The sequence below is a fragment of the uncultured Winogradskyella sp. genome (assembly GCF_963975125.1).
Taxonomy (GTDB): Bacteria; Bacteroidota; Bacteroidia; order Flavobacteriales; family Flavobacteriaceae; genus Winogradskyella.
Genome location: NZ_CAXBGB010000015.1, coordinates 1 through 13,764, shown reverse-complemented (window position 1 = coordinate 13,764; position 13,764 = coordinate 1). Strand labels below are relative to the sequence as shown.

The 13,764-nt window shown below is 32.4% G+C and carries 11 protein-coding genes, 1 tRNA gene and 1 pseudogene; 10 read left to right on the top strand and 3 right to left on the bottom strand.

Annotated features, from left to right (window positions below):
* Window positions 1-9: 9 nt before the first annotated feature.
* The 5 genes from gldK to AAC053_RS03760 all read left to right on the top strand — a co-directional run bounded on the left by gldK (window position 10) and on the right by AAC053_RS03760 (window position 5,835).
* Window positions 10-1,362: a gliding motility lipoprotein GldK gene (gldK, locus tag AAC053_RS03780; RefSeq protein WP_339752967.1), complete on the top strand. Its 1,353-nt coding sequence runs from the start codon at window positions 10-12 to the stop codon at window positions 1,360-1,362.
* A gap of 90 nt (window positions 1,363-1,452) precedes the next feature.
* On the top strand, window positions 1,453-2,088 hold the full coding sequence (gene gldL, locus AAC053_RS03775) for a gliding motility protein GldL (RefSeq protein ID WP_339752965.1): 636 nt from the start codon (window positions 1,453-1,455) through the stop codon (window positions 2,086-2,088).
* A gap of 48 nt (window positions 2,089-2,136) precedes the next feature.
* Window positions 2,137-3,711, top strand: coding sequence for a gliding motility protein GldM (gene gldM, locus AAC053_RS03770; protein WP_339752963.1), 1,575 nt, complete (start codon window positions 2,137-2,139; stop codon window positions 3,709-3,711).
* A 68-nt stretch (window positions 3,712-3,779) separates the two neighbouring features.
* Window positions 3,780-4,688, top strand: coding sequence for a gliding motility protein GldN (gene gldN / locus AAC053_RS03765; RefSeq protein WP_339752961.1), 909 nt, complete (start codon window positions 3,780-3,782; stop codon window positions 4,686-4,688).
* Window positions 4,689-4,791: 103 nt separating this feature from the next.
* On the top strand, window positions 4,792-5,835 hold the full coding sequence (locus AAC053_RS03760; protein ID WP_339752960.1) for an FAD-binding oxidoreductase: 1,044 nt from the start codon (window positions 4,792-4,794) through the stop codon (window positions 5,833-5,835).
* A gap of 124 nt (window positions 5,836-5,959) precedes the next feature.
* On the opposite strand, the gene AAC053_RS03755 is transcribed toward AAC053_RS03760, so the two are convergent.
* Window positions 5,960-6,343, bottom strand: a complete 384-nt coding sequence (locus AAC053_RS03755; protein WP_339752957.1) for a DUF983 domain-containing protein — start codon at window positions 6,341-6,343, stop codon at window positions 5,960-5,962.
* 111 nt (window positions 6,344-6,454) lie between these two features.
* Between AAC053_RS03755 and AAC053_RS03750 the strand changes: the two genes are divergently transcribed.
* From AAC053_RS03750 to AAC053_RS03740, 3 genes are all read left to right on the top strand, one after another.
* Window positions 6,455-8,362, top strand: a complete 1,908-nt coding sequence (locus AAC053_RS03750; protein WP_339752955.1) for an ABC-F family ATP-binding cassette domain-containing protein — start codon at window positions 6,455-6,457, stop codon at window positions 8,360-8,362.
* A gap of 325 nt (window positions 8,363-8,687) precedes the next feature.
* A complete protein-coding gene (locus tag AAC053_RS03745; protein ID WP_339752953.1) occupies window positions 8,688-9,530 on the top strand; it encodes a Two component regulator three Y domain protein in 843 nt (280 codons plus the stop codon).
* 176 nt (window positions 9,531-9,706) lie between these two features.
* Window positions 9,707-9,779, top strand: a tRNA-Met gene (locus AAC053_RS03740).
* A gap of 109 nt (window positions 9,780-9,888) precedes the next feature.
* On the opposite strand, the pseudogene AAC053_RS03735 reads toward AAC053_RS03740, so the two are convergent.
* Window positions 9,889-10,320, bottom strand: a pseudogene (locus AAC053_RS03735) (SUMF1/EgtB/PvdO family nonheme iron enzyme).
* A 687-nt stretch (window positions 10,321-11,007) separates the two neighbouring features.
* Here AAC053_RS03735 and era point away from each other — a divergent pair.
* Window positions 11,008-11,889: a GTPase Era gene (gene era / locus AAC053_RS03730; RefSeq protein WP_339752950.1), complete on the top strand. Its 882-nt coding sequence runs from the start codon at window positions 11,008-11,010 to the stop codon at window positions 11,887-11,889.
* Here era and AAC053_RS03725 read toward each other — a convergent pair.
* Window positions 11,880-12,380 carry a GTP-binding protein gene (locus AAC053_RS03725; protein ID WP_339752948.1) on the bottom strand — a complete coding sequence of 167 codons (501 nt, stop codon included), beginning with the start codon at window positions 12,378-12,380 and terminating at the stop codon, window positions 11,880-11,882. The two genes, era and AAC053_RS03725, sit on opposite strands and share 10 nt — an antisense overlap.
* A 75-nt stretch (window positions 12,381-12,455) precedes the next feature.
* Between AAC053_RS03725 and der the strand changes: the two genes are divergently transcribed.
* Window positions 12,456-13,760 (top strand): ribosome biogenesis GTPase Der, encoded by a 1,305-nt coding sequence (gene der / locus AAC053_RS03720; RefSeq protein ID WP_339752945.1) that lies wholly within the window; start codon window positions 12,456-12,458, stop codon window positions 13,758-13,760.
* Window positions 13,761-13,764 lie beyond the last annotated feature (4 nt).

Genomic DNA, 13,764 nt, shown 5'->3' with positions numbered 1-13,764 from the left:
CGAGTTACTATGAATATTAAGAAGTTTATTTTACTAACCACTGTATTAGTTTTGGTTGCCAGTTGTAATTCTGGAGACCGAGGACAATTAGTAGGTGTTAAAGGTAAAAAATGGCATCCAGAAAAACCCTATGGTATGACTTTAGTACCAGGTGGAGCTTTTATAATGGGTAAATCTGATGATGATTTAGCTGGTGTACAAGATGCTCCTACAAAAACGGCTACAGTACGTGCATTTTATATGGACGAAACTGAAATTACAAACAGTGAATACCGTGAATTTGTTGTTTGGGTAAGGGACTCAATCTTAAGATTAAAGTTAGCTGAAATGGCTGACTTAGAAGGCAAAACTCCTGGTAACGGAGATATTGGTGAGTTTGCTTATCAAGATGCAGACCCTAATGATCTCAATGCTTACGAAAGCTATATGTTAAATACATATGGTAATGAGCAAAGAAAGGTTAATCGCGATGCAGAATTGTATTTCGATACTGATGATTACCCAGACGAGTTATATGCGGAGGTTATGGACGGTATGTATTTACCATTAGAAGAATCATATAATGGTCAACGTACTTGGGATGTAAAACAATTTAAATTTCAATATACGTATATGGATATTGCTAAAGCTGCTAGAGATAGAAGCTTAAAGCGTTCAGAGGTTATTGAGCAAGAGGAAGTAGAAATTTATCCAGATACAACAGCATGGATAAGAGATTTTGCATATTCATATAACGAACCTATGCACAATGATTATTTCTGGCACGATGCCTATGGAGATTATCCTGTAGTAGGCGTGTCTTGGAAACAAGCACAAGCATTTTGCCAATGGAGAACTATTAAGCATAACTCATATCAAATTGAAAAAGGAAAACAGCCTGTAAATGCATACAGATTACCATCTGAAGCAGAATGGGAATATGCTGCACGTGGTGGTTTGCAAGGTGCTACTTATCCTTGGGGTGGACCATACACTAAGAATGACAGAGGTTGTTTTATGGCAAATTTTAAGCCATTGAGAGGAGATTATGCAGCTGATCAGGCATTATATACTGTAGAAGCGGATTCGTACGATCCAAATGATTTTAATTTATATAATATGGCTGGGAATGTTTCAGAATGGGTAAACGGTTCTTACGATCCAGCATCTTATGAATATGCTTCAACAATAAATCCAAATGTAAATGATCCTGATAATGCACGTAAAGTGGTTAGAGGTGGTTCTTGGAAAGATGTTGCCTATTTCTTACAAGTAAGTTCTAGAGATTATGAATATGCAGACTCAGCTAGAAGTTATATCGGTTTTAGAACAGTTCAAGACTATATGGGAACTGAAGTGACTAAAAACGCAGCAACGAATTAATAAACTTAAAAATATCTCAAATTAAATTAACCTACTTATAGTTACAACATCCATTAACTTAAACAAAACAAAACAAAACAAAACAAAATTATGGCACAGAAAGGTAAAATGACAATCACTAACATGATCTACGGATTAGGAGCAGCAATCGTAATCTTAGGAGCATTATTTAAAATACAACACTGGCCTTTGGCTTCAGAGATTTTAACCATAGGTATGATTGTTGAGGCACTTGTATTTACATATTCTGCTTTCGAAAGACAGCAAAGTGATTTAGATTGGTCTTTAGTATATCCAGAATTAGCTAGTGGAAAAGCCTTAGGTGGTAAAAAGAAAAAAGAAGAGCCAAAAGATGCTGAAGGTCTTTTGTCTAAAAAATTAGATGATTTATTAAAAGATGCTAAAATCGATGGCGAACTTATGGCGAGCTTAGGAGATAGTATTAAGAATTTCGAAGGTGCTGCAAAAAATATCAGTCCTACTGTAGATTCGATGACTGCGCAAAAGCGATATAGCGAAGAATTATCTTTAGCTGCAGCTCAAATGGAGTCTTTAAATAGTCTTTATAAAGTACAAATGGAAAGTGCAAATCGTCAAGCGACTATTAACGAAGAAGCTGTTGAGAATGCAACTAAATTAAAAGAACAAATGCAATCCTTAGCATCTAACCTTTCATCATTAAATGGTGTATATGGTGGTATGTTATCTGCTATGAACAAAAACTAATTAGTTTTTATAATCAATTTAATTAATTAACATTTAAAACTAATTATAATGGCAGGAGGAAAATTATCTGCAAGGCAGAAAATGATTAACTTAATGTACTTGGTATTTATTGCTATGATGGCAATGAATATGTCTAAAGAAGTACTATCCGCTTTCGGATTAATGGAAGCAAAATTCGCGGATTCTAATGTAGCAACTACAGATAGAAACGAAGCGCTTTTAGCCGATTTAGAAACTAAAGGGGAGGAAAAACCAGAAGAATTTGCTTTACCAGCTCAAAATGCTAAACTAGTAAGTACTATTTCTGATAAATTTTACAAATACATTGAAACGTTAAAAGTCGATTTACTAAAAGATGGAGAATATTCATTAGATTCTAAAACTGGTAAATTACCATTTGAATCCATGGATAAAACAGATATCCTAGATGAAAAATGGTTTACAGGTGATCGATTGACAAAAGCTGGTGATGCTGTTATGGCTGAAGTAGCTAAATATAAGAAAGAGATTAAAGATGTTTTAGGTACAGATGTGAAGTACAAAAAAGCGAACGAAACTTTTGATAAATTGTTTGACACTTCTGATGTTACTAATAATGAAGGCGACAATAAAGGATGGTTAGATTACCATTTCCAAGGTTTCCCAGCAATTGCTTCATATACAAAGTTAACTGCTATACAGAACGATGTTAAAGTAACTGAAGCTAATATGTTTAACTTGTTTTTAGGAAACACATTAACAGAAGCCGTATCGCTTAAAAAGTATCAGGCGATTGTATTAGCAGATAAATCTGCCTTTTTTGCAGGTGAAAAGTTTCAAGGTAAAGTAGTGTTAGGTAAATATGCTAATGTAACACCAACAAAATTATCAGTACAAGGAAATGAAATAGATCTTTCTGAAGCTATTGATTCTTTAGGAGCTGCTAAATTAGACTTTAATGTTGGTAATGTAGGTGAGCATCAAATAGATGGTAAGTTTACATTCTTAGAAGATGGTAAGCCATTAGAAATTGATATTGTTGGTAACTATGTAGTTGTGCCAAGACCTAATTCTGCTACAATTTCTGCAGATAAGATGAACGTAGTTTATCGTGGTGTTGCAAACCCAATGACCATTTCTTTTGCTGGTGTACCAGATAATAAAGTAAATGCATCTGGATCTGGTTTATCTAAAGGTTCTGGTGTTGGTAAATATATTATGAATGCTGGTTCTGGTAAAGAAGTAACTATTAACGTTACTGCTACATTAGATGATGGTTCAAAAGCTAGTGATCAAAAGACATTTAGAATTAAAGATATTCCTGCACCTACAGGTACTATGGCTGGGCAATCTGGTTTAGTAAAATTACCAAAGCGTAATGTAGAGATAGGTACTGTTGGAGCTAAGTTAGACGATTTTGTATTCGATTTACCTATTAGTGTAACCTCATTCAAAATTAAAGTTCCTGGACAACCTACAGTTTCAGTCGTTGGCACTAAAATGAATGGACAGGCTAAAGCATCTATTAAAAGAGCGCGTAAAGGTGATAACATTACCATTTTTGATATCAAAGCTAAAATAACAGGTAATGCAAAATACAGACTAAAAAATGTATCACCTGTGATTGTAGAGGTAACAAACTAGTCTATAATTTTATTAGATAAAGAACGTTATCATTTAAAATAGAATCCCAAATAATTAATACAAATAAGATGAACATAAAAAGCTTTTTATATATCGGATTAGCAATGGTTGTAACCAATACTATGTTTGCACAAGCTAATATCCTTAATGCCAAAATTCCAGAGGAAATTGGTATGAAAACAGAGGCACAATTACTTCTTGATAACGACAAACCATTAGAATATGGTTATGTTGGAGATAGAGATATCTTATTTTCTAAAATGACTTGGGAAAAAATAGTCTTAGACGAGCGTGTTAATTTTCCATTATATTTTCCAATTGAGGAGAATATAGGTGATGATAGAAAATCATTATATAGTGTATTATTAGAAAACATGAATAATGGTATGATCTCAAAAGTTTATGCAGATGATTATTTTACCGAAGAGCGTACGCTAAAAGATTTAGAAGCATCTTTAACAATGACTAAAACTACTGATGCAGGTATCGATTATATGAACGAAAATGGTGTTGGTGAAGATGAGGTTCCTGAAGAGTACATAATTAGAAGAAACATTGGTCCTGCAGATATTAATTCGTACTTAATTAAAGGACTTTGGTACTTTGATAAGCGTCAAGGTGAGTTAAAATACCGTATTTTAGGTATTGCACCTGCTGCACCAGATGTTAACTTTATTGATTCTGAAGATAATGCTAACAGTGAGCCAATTCCGATGTTTTGGATATTTGTACCAGAGATTAGAGATATTCTTCATGAAGCTAAATCGTTTAATGATAAGAATAGTGCAGTACCAATCTCTTTCGATCATTTATTAAACAGTCGTCGTTTTGGTGGAATAATCTACAAAGAAGAGAATGTTTATGGTGATAGAGAAATAAAAGAGTATGTGGCTGAAAATGCTTTAATGCAACTTTTAGAATCAGATCGAATCAAAGATAAGATCAGAAACTTTGAACAAGATATGTGGAGTTACTAATTTACTCGCCCATTAAATTATATAAACGCTCACTTTTTAAGTGGGCGTTTTTTATTGCTGTCATTTCTACGTAGGTAGAAATCTTTTTGATATTTTCGTTTTCATGAAAAAAGTCGATTACATCATTGTTGGTTGTGGTTTAGCAAGTATTGCATTTTGCGAACAATTAAGAGTAAATAATAAATCGTTTGTAGTATTTGATAATAATTCGCAGAAGTCGTCTAGAGTAGCAGCAGGATTGTATAACCCAGTTATTCTAAAACGTTTCTCAGAAGTTTGGAAAGCCAAAGAGCAATTAGAACTCGCTTTGCCTTTATACGATAAAATTGAAAAAGACTTAAATATTCAGATTAATTACAAACTAAGACTATTAAGACGTTTCACTTCAATACGAGAACAAAATAAGTGGTTTAATGCATCAGATAAGCCAAGTCTCGAAGCGTTTCTTTCAACACGATTAGTTAAGAATACTAATTCCGAAATTGATGCTCCTTTTGGATTTGGAGAAGTACTGTACGCTGGTCGCTTAGATACAGAAACTCTTATTACTAGTTACAAGAAGTTTTTAAATCTAAATGGTTACCTACAAGAGATAACTTTTCAGCATGATAAGGTTCATTTTAAAACTGATTCAATGCAATATGAAAATTGGAAAGTATCCAATATCGTTTTTGCTGAAGGATTTGGAATAAATCAAAATTCTTATTTCAGTCATCTTCCATTAATAGGCTCAAAAGGTGAGATTTTAACTATAAAAGCACCAGATTTAAAAATTGATTATGCTATAAAATCTTCAGTATTTGTTATTCCACTTGGAGATGATTTATACAATGTGGGCTCAACGTATGATAATGAGGATAAATCTAATGTCCCAACAGCGATAGCAAAAGAAGAGTTAATTTCAAAATTAAAAACCTTTATAAAATGTAATTTTGAAGTGGTTAATCATATTGCCGGAATTAGACCTACAGTTAAGGATAGAAGACCTTTAGTTGGCAGACATGCAAAATTCCAAAACTTATATGTACTCAATGGTTTAGGAACAAGAGGTGTTATGATTGCTCCTTATGTTGCTGTTAAACTATTTCAGTTTATTGAAAATAATTTAGATCTAGATACAGAGATCGATATTAATCGTTTTAATTAAATTAAAATTGTCATTGCTAATTACGTTTTTTATTTTGAGTGATGTGGCAATCTCTAGGCTATAAGTAAAGTTTAAAAGATTACGACATTATTAGTTCCTCATTCTTCTTAATGACAAAATACTTTTATTTTTTCACTAACGATATATCGTAATTCATAAAAAGATTTATCCAGATATTTCTTGAGACTCTCATAATTATTGGCATAAATGCTATAAGAGTACCAACAATAGAAAAAAATGCGACTAGAAGAGAGCTTTCTAATATGAGATAACTTATAGCAAAAGAAACTAGAGCAAATGCAATACCAACGCCATAACTCACATACATAGAACCATAGAAAAACGAAGGTTCCATTCTATATCTTGTATTGCAATGCGAGCAAGTGTCATTGATTTTTAAAGTATCAGTAAGTATGTATGGATTCTTTTCAATATACATGGATTCTTGATGACATTTCGGACAAGCTCCAAAAAGAATACTATAAAGTTTCATTCCTTTTTTAATCATAACTAAAACCTTTACTTTTGCACTTTTTAAGACAAGACAAAGATAAATTTTTAGAAGTCTTGTATTGTAACAATTGTAATGTTTATTGCAATTGTAATATTCAAAAAAATTATGCTAAATATTCATAATCTATCTATATCATTTCAAGGAGAATACCTTTTTGAAGAAATTACTTTTAAGCTAGGCCTAGGTGACCGAATTGGTTTAATAGGTAAGAATGGAGCTGGTAAATCTACTATGCTTAGAATTTTGTCTAAAGAACAAGAAGCTGATACAGGGCAAATTGCTGCTGATAAAGATTTAAAGATTGGATTCTTAAAACAAGATATTGACTTCGATTTTGGGAAAACCGTTTTAGAAGAATCGTATGAAGCTTTTAAAGAAATTAAGGCATGTGAAGCAAAGCTAGAACAAATTAATACACAACTAGCTGAACGTACAGATTATGAAAGTGAATCGTATAATCAACTTATGATTGATTTGAATGAGATTCAGCATCAATATGAAATTTCAGGTGGTTATAATTATCAAGGTGAAACAGAGAAGATTCTTCAAGGTTTAGGTTTTAAACGTGAAGATTTTGATAAGTTAACCGATACTTTTTCTGGTGGTTGGAGAATGCGTATAGAATTAGCAAAGTTGTTACTTCAAAATAATGATTTATTACTTTTAGATGAGCCTACTAACCACTTAGATATAGAATCCATTATTTGGTTAGAGAACTTCTTAAAAAGCTATAGTGGTGCAGTTGTCATCGTATCTCATGATAAGATGTTCTTAGATAATGTTACCAATCGTACCATTGAAATTTCTTTAGGTCGTATTTATGACTATAATAAGTCATATACTAAGTTTTTAGCTCTGCGAAAAGAAATGAAAATTCAGCAATTGGCCGCTCAGAAAAATCAAGAGAAGCAGATACAACAGACTGAAAAACTGATTGAAAAGTTTAGAGCAAAAGCATCTAAAGCAACCATGGCGCAATCACTAATTAAGAAATTAGATCGAATAGATCGAATAGAAGTCGATGAAGATGATAATAGCGTTATGTCTCTTAATTTTCCGGTGTCTATAACACCAGGGAAAGTCGTAGTAGAGATTGAAGATGTTTCGAAAAGCTATGGTGAATTACAAGTTTTGCATAATGTTAATCTGGCTGTTCAAAGAGATGTAAAAACAGCATTTGTTGGGCAGAACGGACAAGGTAAATCTACATTAGCAAAAATTATTGTTGGTGAAATAAAACACGAGGGCGAATTAAACTTAGGTCACAACGTACAGATTGGTTATTTCGCACAGAATCAAGCCGAGTATTTAGATGGGAGTAAAACCGTCTTAGACACCATGATTGATGCCGCTAATGAAACCAATAGAAGCAAGGTTAGAGATATTTTAGGTTCGTTTTTATTTAGAGGAGATGAAGCAGAGAAGTATGTAAGAGTGCTTTCTGGTGGTGAACGTAATCGTTTGGCTTTGGCAAAACTGCTCCTTCAACCGTTAAATGTTCTTATAATGGATGAGCCTACCAACCACTTAGATATTAAATCTAAAAATGTATTAAAGGAAGCCTTAAAAAAGTTCGAAGGCACTTTAATCCTTGTATCACACGATAGAGATTTTCTACAAGGTTTAACAGACACCGTTTATGAGTTTAAGGATCAAAATATTAGAGAGTATTTGGGAGATATAGATTTTTACTTAGAGCAACGTAATCTTGAAAATTTAAGAGAAGCTGAGAAGCGAACTGTAGTAGCAAATAAGCCTAAAGAAAGTAATAAGCAGAGTTACCAAGATCAAAAAAAATTAAAATCTTTAAATAATAAGCTCAGTAATATAGAATCTAAAATCAATCAACTCGAAAAAGATATTAAATCAGATGATTTGAAGCTTGCAACTGATTATGATAAAACAGCTTCTAATCCTAAGTTTTTTGATACGTATCAAACCAGAAAATCTAATTTAGAGAAATTGATGGCAGATTGGGAAGACGTGCAAGAACAGCTAGAGTTAATTAGTTAAAATGGACGAGTGCTTTTTTCAATGTCTCCCGATAGCTATCGAGATTGGGAACAGGTTTCTATGTTAATAGATGCCTCTCAAAATCATCAAAATTAAATAGTTGATTGTGAGATTTGTTGCAGTCCAATCTAGGTTTCTGTTTTTACAGAAGATAAAGAAATCACTAATTTTTGAGTAGAAAATATTGAACAGTGATAAAAATCAATTAGCTGATTATTAGCACATTACTAATTTGAACATGCATTTCGTCGAATAAATTTGCAGTTTAAGGAAATAGCATCTATATTAGCTTAGTTATTGTGTCCCTCCACATAAATCTGCTATTATGAAAACTTTAAAATTAACCCTACTATGTTGCTTATTTTCGGCTTTCTCATTTGCCGAAATTTCACAAACTCAAAAAGATGCACTAGTAGCAATTTATAACGCAACTAATGGTGATTCTTGGATGCAATCATGGGATTTAGAACAACCCGTTTCTGGTTGGTATGGTCTAAGTATTGAAAACGATAATGTTGTTGCAATAAACCTGAGTTTTAACAATCTTAATGGAAAACTACCTGAAGAAATATCGGCATTAACAGCCTTGAAAATATTGAATCTATCTTTTAACAAGTTAGAAGGTGAGTTGCCTAGCACATTGATAAATATCGCTAGTTTAGAGGATTTGAAATTATTTTCAAATAACTTTAGTGGAGCGATACCAAAAAATATAGGAAACTTAACAAACTTAAAGTATTTAGAATTATATAATAATAATTTCTTCGGCGAAATACCAGCATCTATTGGTAGCTTAAAAAAGCTAGAAAGCTTAATTTTAAGTAGTAACTTATTAATGGGTAAACTGCCATCTAGTATCTCTAACTTAAAATCTTTAAAGGTATTAAGTTTGTTTGATAATAGTTTGTTAGGAACCATACCTTCTTCAATAGGTCAATTATCTCAATTAGAAGAATTAGTTTTATCTAATAACGCATTTTATGGTAATTTACCAAATGAGTTAGCACAATTAACGAATCTTAAAACTTTGCTTTTAAGCAATAACGCGTTTAAAGGTAACTATGCAGTCTTAAAAGGACAGCTTCCTAAAATTGTAGATTTTGATTTAGATGAAGCTAACATGAAAGGTGCTTTAGCGACACTAGATTCTGACGACGACGACGATTAACAATACGATGTTTAATAATAAATAGACTAATAACGTTCAAATATTTGAACGTTATTTTTTTTGTTTTAAAATGCTTGCTAAAATCAAAAAGCGTTGTATATTTGCATTCCTAAAATGATTGAGTCGGCATTATGAACCGAAAGTTAAAAGCTAAGAAAATCATTTCAAGATTAAATCGCGGGATAGAGCAGTAGGTAGCTCGTCGGGCTCATAACCCGAAGGTCACTGGTTCGAGTCCAGTTCCCGCTACTTCAAACCAGATACGAAAGTGTCTGGTTTTTTTATTAGCTTTCCTTTGTTATTCAATAAGCTATTCTAGTTAATTCAGTTTAGGCTTTATCTAGATAATATTATTTGCTTAATTTAACATCTCAGGCGTAGCAACAGTTCTAAAACCAATATGGTCAGAACCAGAATCAGGGCTCATGCCCATTTTAGCTGAAATTCTAAAACTGGCACAATACGATACACTACATAGAAAGGAACCACTTTTAATGACTTTTTCTTGTAGATATGGATTGTGTCTGGATCGTAAGCTTTGCTTGCACCTTTAGGATTTACTATCTTTTATAGATTGGTAGTAATTAACATTAAAATAGTCGCTTGTTATTTCCCATACGTTGCCAGACATATCATAAAGACCAATTGAATTTGGTTCATAAGATTTTATAGGAGATATATATTTAAATCCATCAACAGTAACATAATGAGCTGGTTTCTCTCTTGGCATAGCATAGGTGCCTGAATCTTTTGCACCTTGAAAAAAGGTTTTGGCCTCTACCCAAACCATACCTTTTGGAATATGAAATTTAGAAGGTTTAGTCATATATTCTTTATTATTTATTTCTTGAAACCGATCTTTGCATCCTACAAAAAAAACGGTGAATACACTAAAAAAAATAATACTTATGCTGTTTTTTACTGGCATGGCTTTTTTTAAAATAAAACTTACGGAGTAAGTTTTTACAAGTTATAACTTTGTAACGTTCTATTTTATTACTTCAATTAAGCGAGTTTTAGTAGTTATACTAAAGTAACTGATAAATATAAGAGAAAGAAATAAGTTTTCAAACCAAGTTCGTACTAATTATACATTATAAATGACAAAAACACCACCTACAATGAGCCCTAAATAAACTACATTAATAACTCTGCTAAACCATCAGAGTTCTAAGAAAAACCTTTCTGTATTGTTTTCTAGATATATTCTACTCAACCCGAAAATATCTAACATAGAAAGAGCATTTATAATATCAGTGTTTACCCAATTTTTAATATTTGCTATGGTTCCTTGCTCTTCTTATTATCATCATTACTAGAACAGCTAAATAAGACAAACGTTTATGCTAATAAATAAATGTAATGTTTCATAATAAATTTGTTTTTAATTGATTGTGTTCTTATTTAGAATCGAAAAACAAAGAATATGTCATCAAGCATTTTTTTAATATTACCTTTGTACTCTAAATTTTTTTTAATGCATAAAGCAGGTTTTGTTAATATTATAGGAAATCCTAATGTCGGTAAGTCTACATTGATGAATGCTTTTATAGGAGAAAAACTATCTATAATTACATCAAAAGCACAAACCACTAGACACAGAATTTTAGGGATTGTGAATGGTGAAGATTTTCAAGTTATTCTAAGTGACACGCCAGGTATTATTAAGCCAGCATACGAGTTGCAAGCCTCTATGATGGATTTTGTGAAATCAGCCTTTGAAGATGCCGATGTTTTAATCTACATGGTTGAGATAGGTGAAAAAGAATTAAAAGATGAAGCTTTCTTTAAAAAGATTACTAATTCTAAAATCCCTGTTTTATTATTATTGAATAAAATTGATAATTCTAACCAAGAACAATTAGAAGAGCAAGCAGAATTATGGCAAAGTAAAGTACCAAACGCTGAGTTTTTTCCAATTTCAGCATTGCAAGGATTTAATGTTCAAAATGTATTTGATAGAATTATTGAATTACTTCCAGAATCTCCTGCATTTTATCCTAAAGACCAATTAACAGATAAACCAGAACGCTTTTTTGTAAATGAAGCGATTAGAGAGAAAATCTTAATGCATTACAAAAAAGAAATTCCGTACGCTGTTGAAGTAGATACAGAAGAATTTTTTGAAGAAGATACAATCATTAGAATGCGATCCGTTATTATGGTAGAGCGCGAAACTCAAAAAGGAATAATAATAGGGCACAAAGGTTCTGCACTTAAACGTGTAGGAATAGAAGCAAGAAAAGATTTAGAAAAATTTTTTGGTAAGCAAGTTCACTTAGAACTCTATGTAAAAGTGAATAAGAACTGGAGAAGTAACCAAAAACAGTTGAGACGTTTTGGTTATAATCAGCGATAGTTTCTTAATGTATTTTTCATAAAACCATGTAATTTATACATTTCGGGTATTCCTTTTGTTCTTCCAAGTCGTCCTGCAAAATAGAGGACAAACCATATCAGTACCATAAAAAGAGTAAGAAAAAGCGGTATGGCATAAGAATTCCCTAAAGTAACGTTTGTGTAAGCCCATATTACACAACCTAGAAAGAGACCAGCCACAATAAAGTGAAAAAACATAAACATGGTCCATACCGTTGGGTTAGGTCCAAAAAGCCCATTAATGATAGAGCTTTGCTCATCTTTTTTATTAATTTCTAAATGTAACTGAGGCGACCAAAAATGTTGAACCTGTTTCGGAAATTTTACAAAAACGTGATCGTCAATTCGAGTAACAATAAAATCTGATTGTGATTTTTTAGCATCCTCAAATCCTTGCAAAAGTATTTCACTGGAGCCATCAGCTTCAAATTTAAAGCGCGGTCTTAAAACTATTTCATTAGAGAGTGACATATTACTGAAATAACAGAACTCAATTTACATAAATTCTTTAAGATTAAATACTACCTTTGCTGCAATATTCAAATTATGGGAAATATAGTTGCAGTTGTTGGGAGACCAAATGTTGGGAAGTCAACGTTTTTTAATAGATTAATTAAAAGACGGGAAGCTATTGTAGATGCTGTTAGTGGAGTAACAAGAGATCGTCATTACGGTAAGACGGATTGGAATGGGAAAGAGTTTTCTTTAATTGATACTGGAGGTTATGTTGTTGGTAGTGATGATGTATTTGAAGCAGAAATAGACAAACAGGTTGAGCTTGCCATTGACGAAGCAGATGCAATAATTTTTATGGTAGATGTTGAGTCTGGTATTACTGGTATGGATCAGGATGTTGCTAACCTATTACGCAAAGTTAAAAAGCCAGTTTTTTTAGTTGTAAACAAGGTTGATAATAATAAACGTGCTGAAGATGCTGTAGAATTTTATTCATTAGGATTAGGTGATTACTTTACCATTGCAAGTATTAATGGAAGTGGTACTGGTGATTTGTTGGATGCCGTTGTTGAAGCCTTACCAGAAATAGAAGAAGTTGAGGAAGAACAACTGCCGCGTTTCGCAGTTGTAGGAAGACCAAATGCAGGGAAATCGTCTTTTATAAATGCTTTAATTGGTGAAGATCGATATATTGTTACAGATATAGCGGGTACGACAAGAGATTCAATAGATACCAAGTATAACCGTTTTGGATTTGAGTTCAATTTGGTTGATACAGCAGGTATTCGAAGAAAGACAAAAGTAAAAGAAGATTTAGAATTTTATTCTGTAATGCGAAGTGTTAGAGCTATTGAGCATTGCGACGTGTGTTTAGTAGTTCTAGATGCTACACGCGGTTTTGATGGCCAAGTACAAAATATATTTTGGTTAGCAGAACGTAATCGAAAAGGAATAGTGATTTTGGTTAATAAATGGGATTTAGTTGAAAAAGAGACCAAAACAGCCAAGGAATTCGAAAAACATATACGTAGTCAAATTGCGCCATTTACAGATGTGCCAATTGTATTTATTTCGGTACTAAATAAGCAACGTATTTTTAAAGCTATTGAAACAGCTGTTGAGGTATATAAAAATCGTACCAAACGCATCAAAACAAGTGTGCTTAATGAAGCGTTATTACCAATAATTGAGAATAGACCTCCTCCAGCAAATAAAGGTAAATTTGTTAAAATAAAGTATATTATGCAGTTGCCAACTCCGCAGCCGCAATTTGCATTTTTCTGTAATTTACCACAATACGTAAAAGAGCCTTATAAACGGTTTTTAGAGAATCAGTTGAGAGATCATTTCGATTTCACAGGTGTGCCAGTTAGTGTTTATATGAGAAAAAAGTAGTATT

Excerpts from the sequence above, each read along its gene's own strand:
- AAC053_RS03750 (WP_339752955.1), top strand. The coding sequence starts at position 6,455 with ATGCTAAATATTCATAATCTATCTATATCATTTCAAGGAGAATACCTT.
- gldK (WP_339752967.1), top strand. The coding sequence starts at position 10 with ATGAATATTAAGAAGTTTATTTTACTAACCACTGTATTAGTTTTGGTT.
- AAC053_RS03725 (WP_339752948.1), bottom strand. The coding sequence starts at position 12,380 with ATGTCACTCTCTAATGAAATAGTTTTAAGACCGCGCTTTAAATTTGAA.
- AAC053_RS03760 (WP_339752960.1), top strand. The coding sequence starts at position 4,792 with ATGAAAAAAGTCGATTACATCATTGTTGGTTGTGGTTTAGCAAGTATT.
- der (WP_339752945.1), top strand. The coding sequence starts at position 12,456 with ATGGGAAATATAGTTGCAGTTGTTGGGAGACCAAATGTTGGGAAGTCA.
- gldM (WP_339752963.1), top strand. The coding sequence starts at position 2,137 with ATGGCAGGAGGAAAATTATCTGCAAGGCAGAAAATGATTAACTTAATG.
- AAC053_RS03755 (WP_339752957.1), bottom strand. The coding sequence starts at position 6,343 with ATGATTAAAAAAGGAATGAAACTTTATAGTATTCTTTTTGGAGCTTGT.
- gldN (WP_339752961.1), top strand. The coding sequence starts at position 3,780 with ATGAACATAAAAAGCTTTTTATATATCGGATTAGCAATGGTTGTAACC.
- AAC053_RS03745 (WP_339752953.1), top strand. The coding sequence starts at position 8,688 with ATGAAAACTTTAAAATTAACCCTACTATGTTGCTTATTTTCGGCTTTC.
- gldL (WP_339752965.1), top strand. The coding sequence starts at position 1,453 with ATGGCACAGAAAGGTAAAATGACAATCACTAACATGATCTACGGATTA.
- era (WP_339752950.1), top strand. The coding sequence starts at position 11,008 with ATGCATAAAGCAGGTTTTGTTAATATTATAGGAAATCCTAATGTCGGT.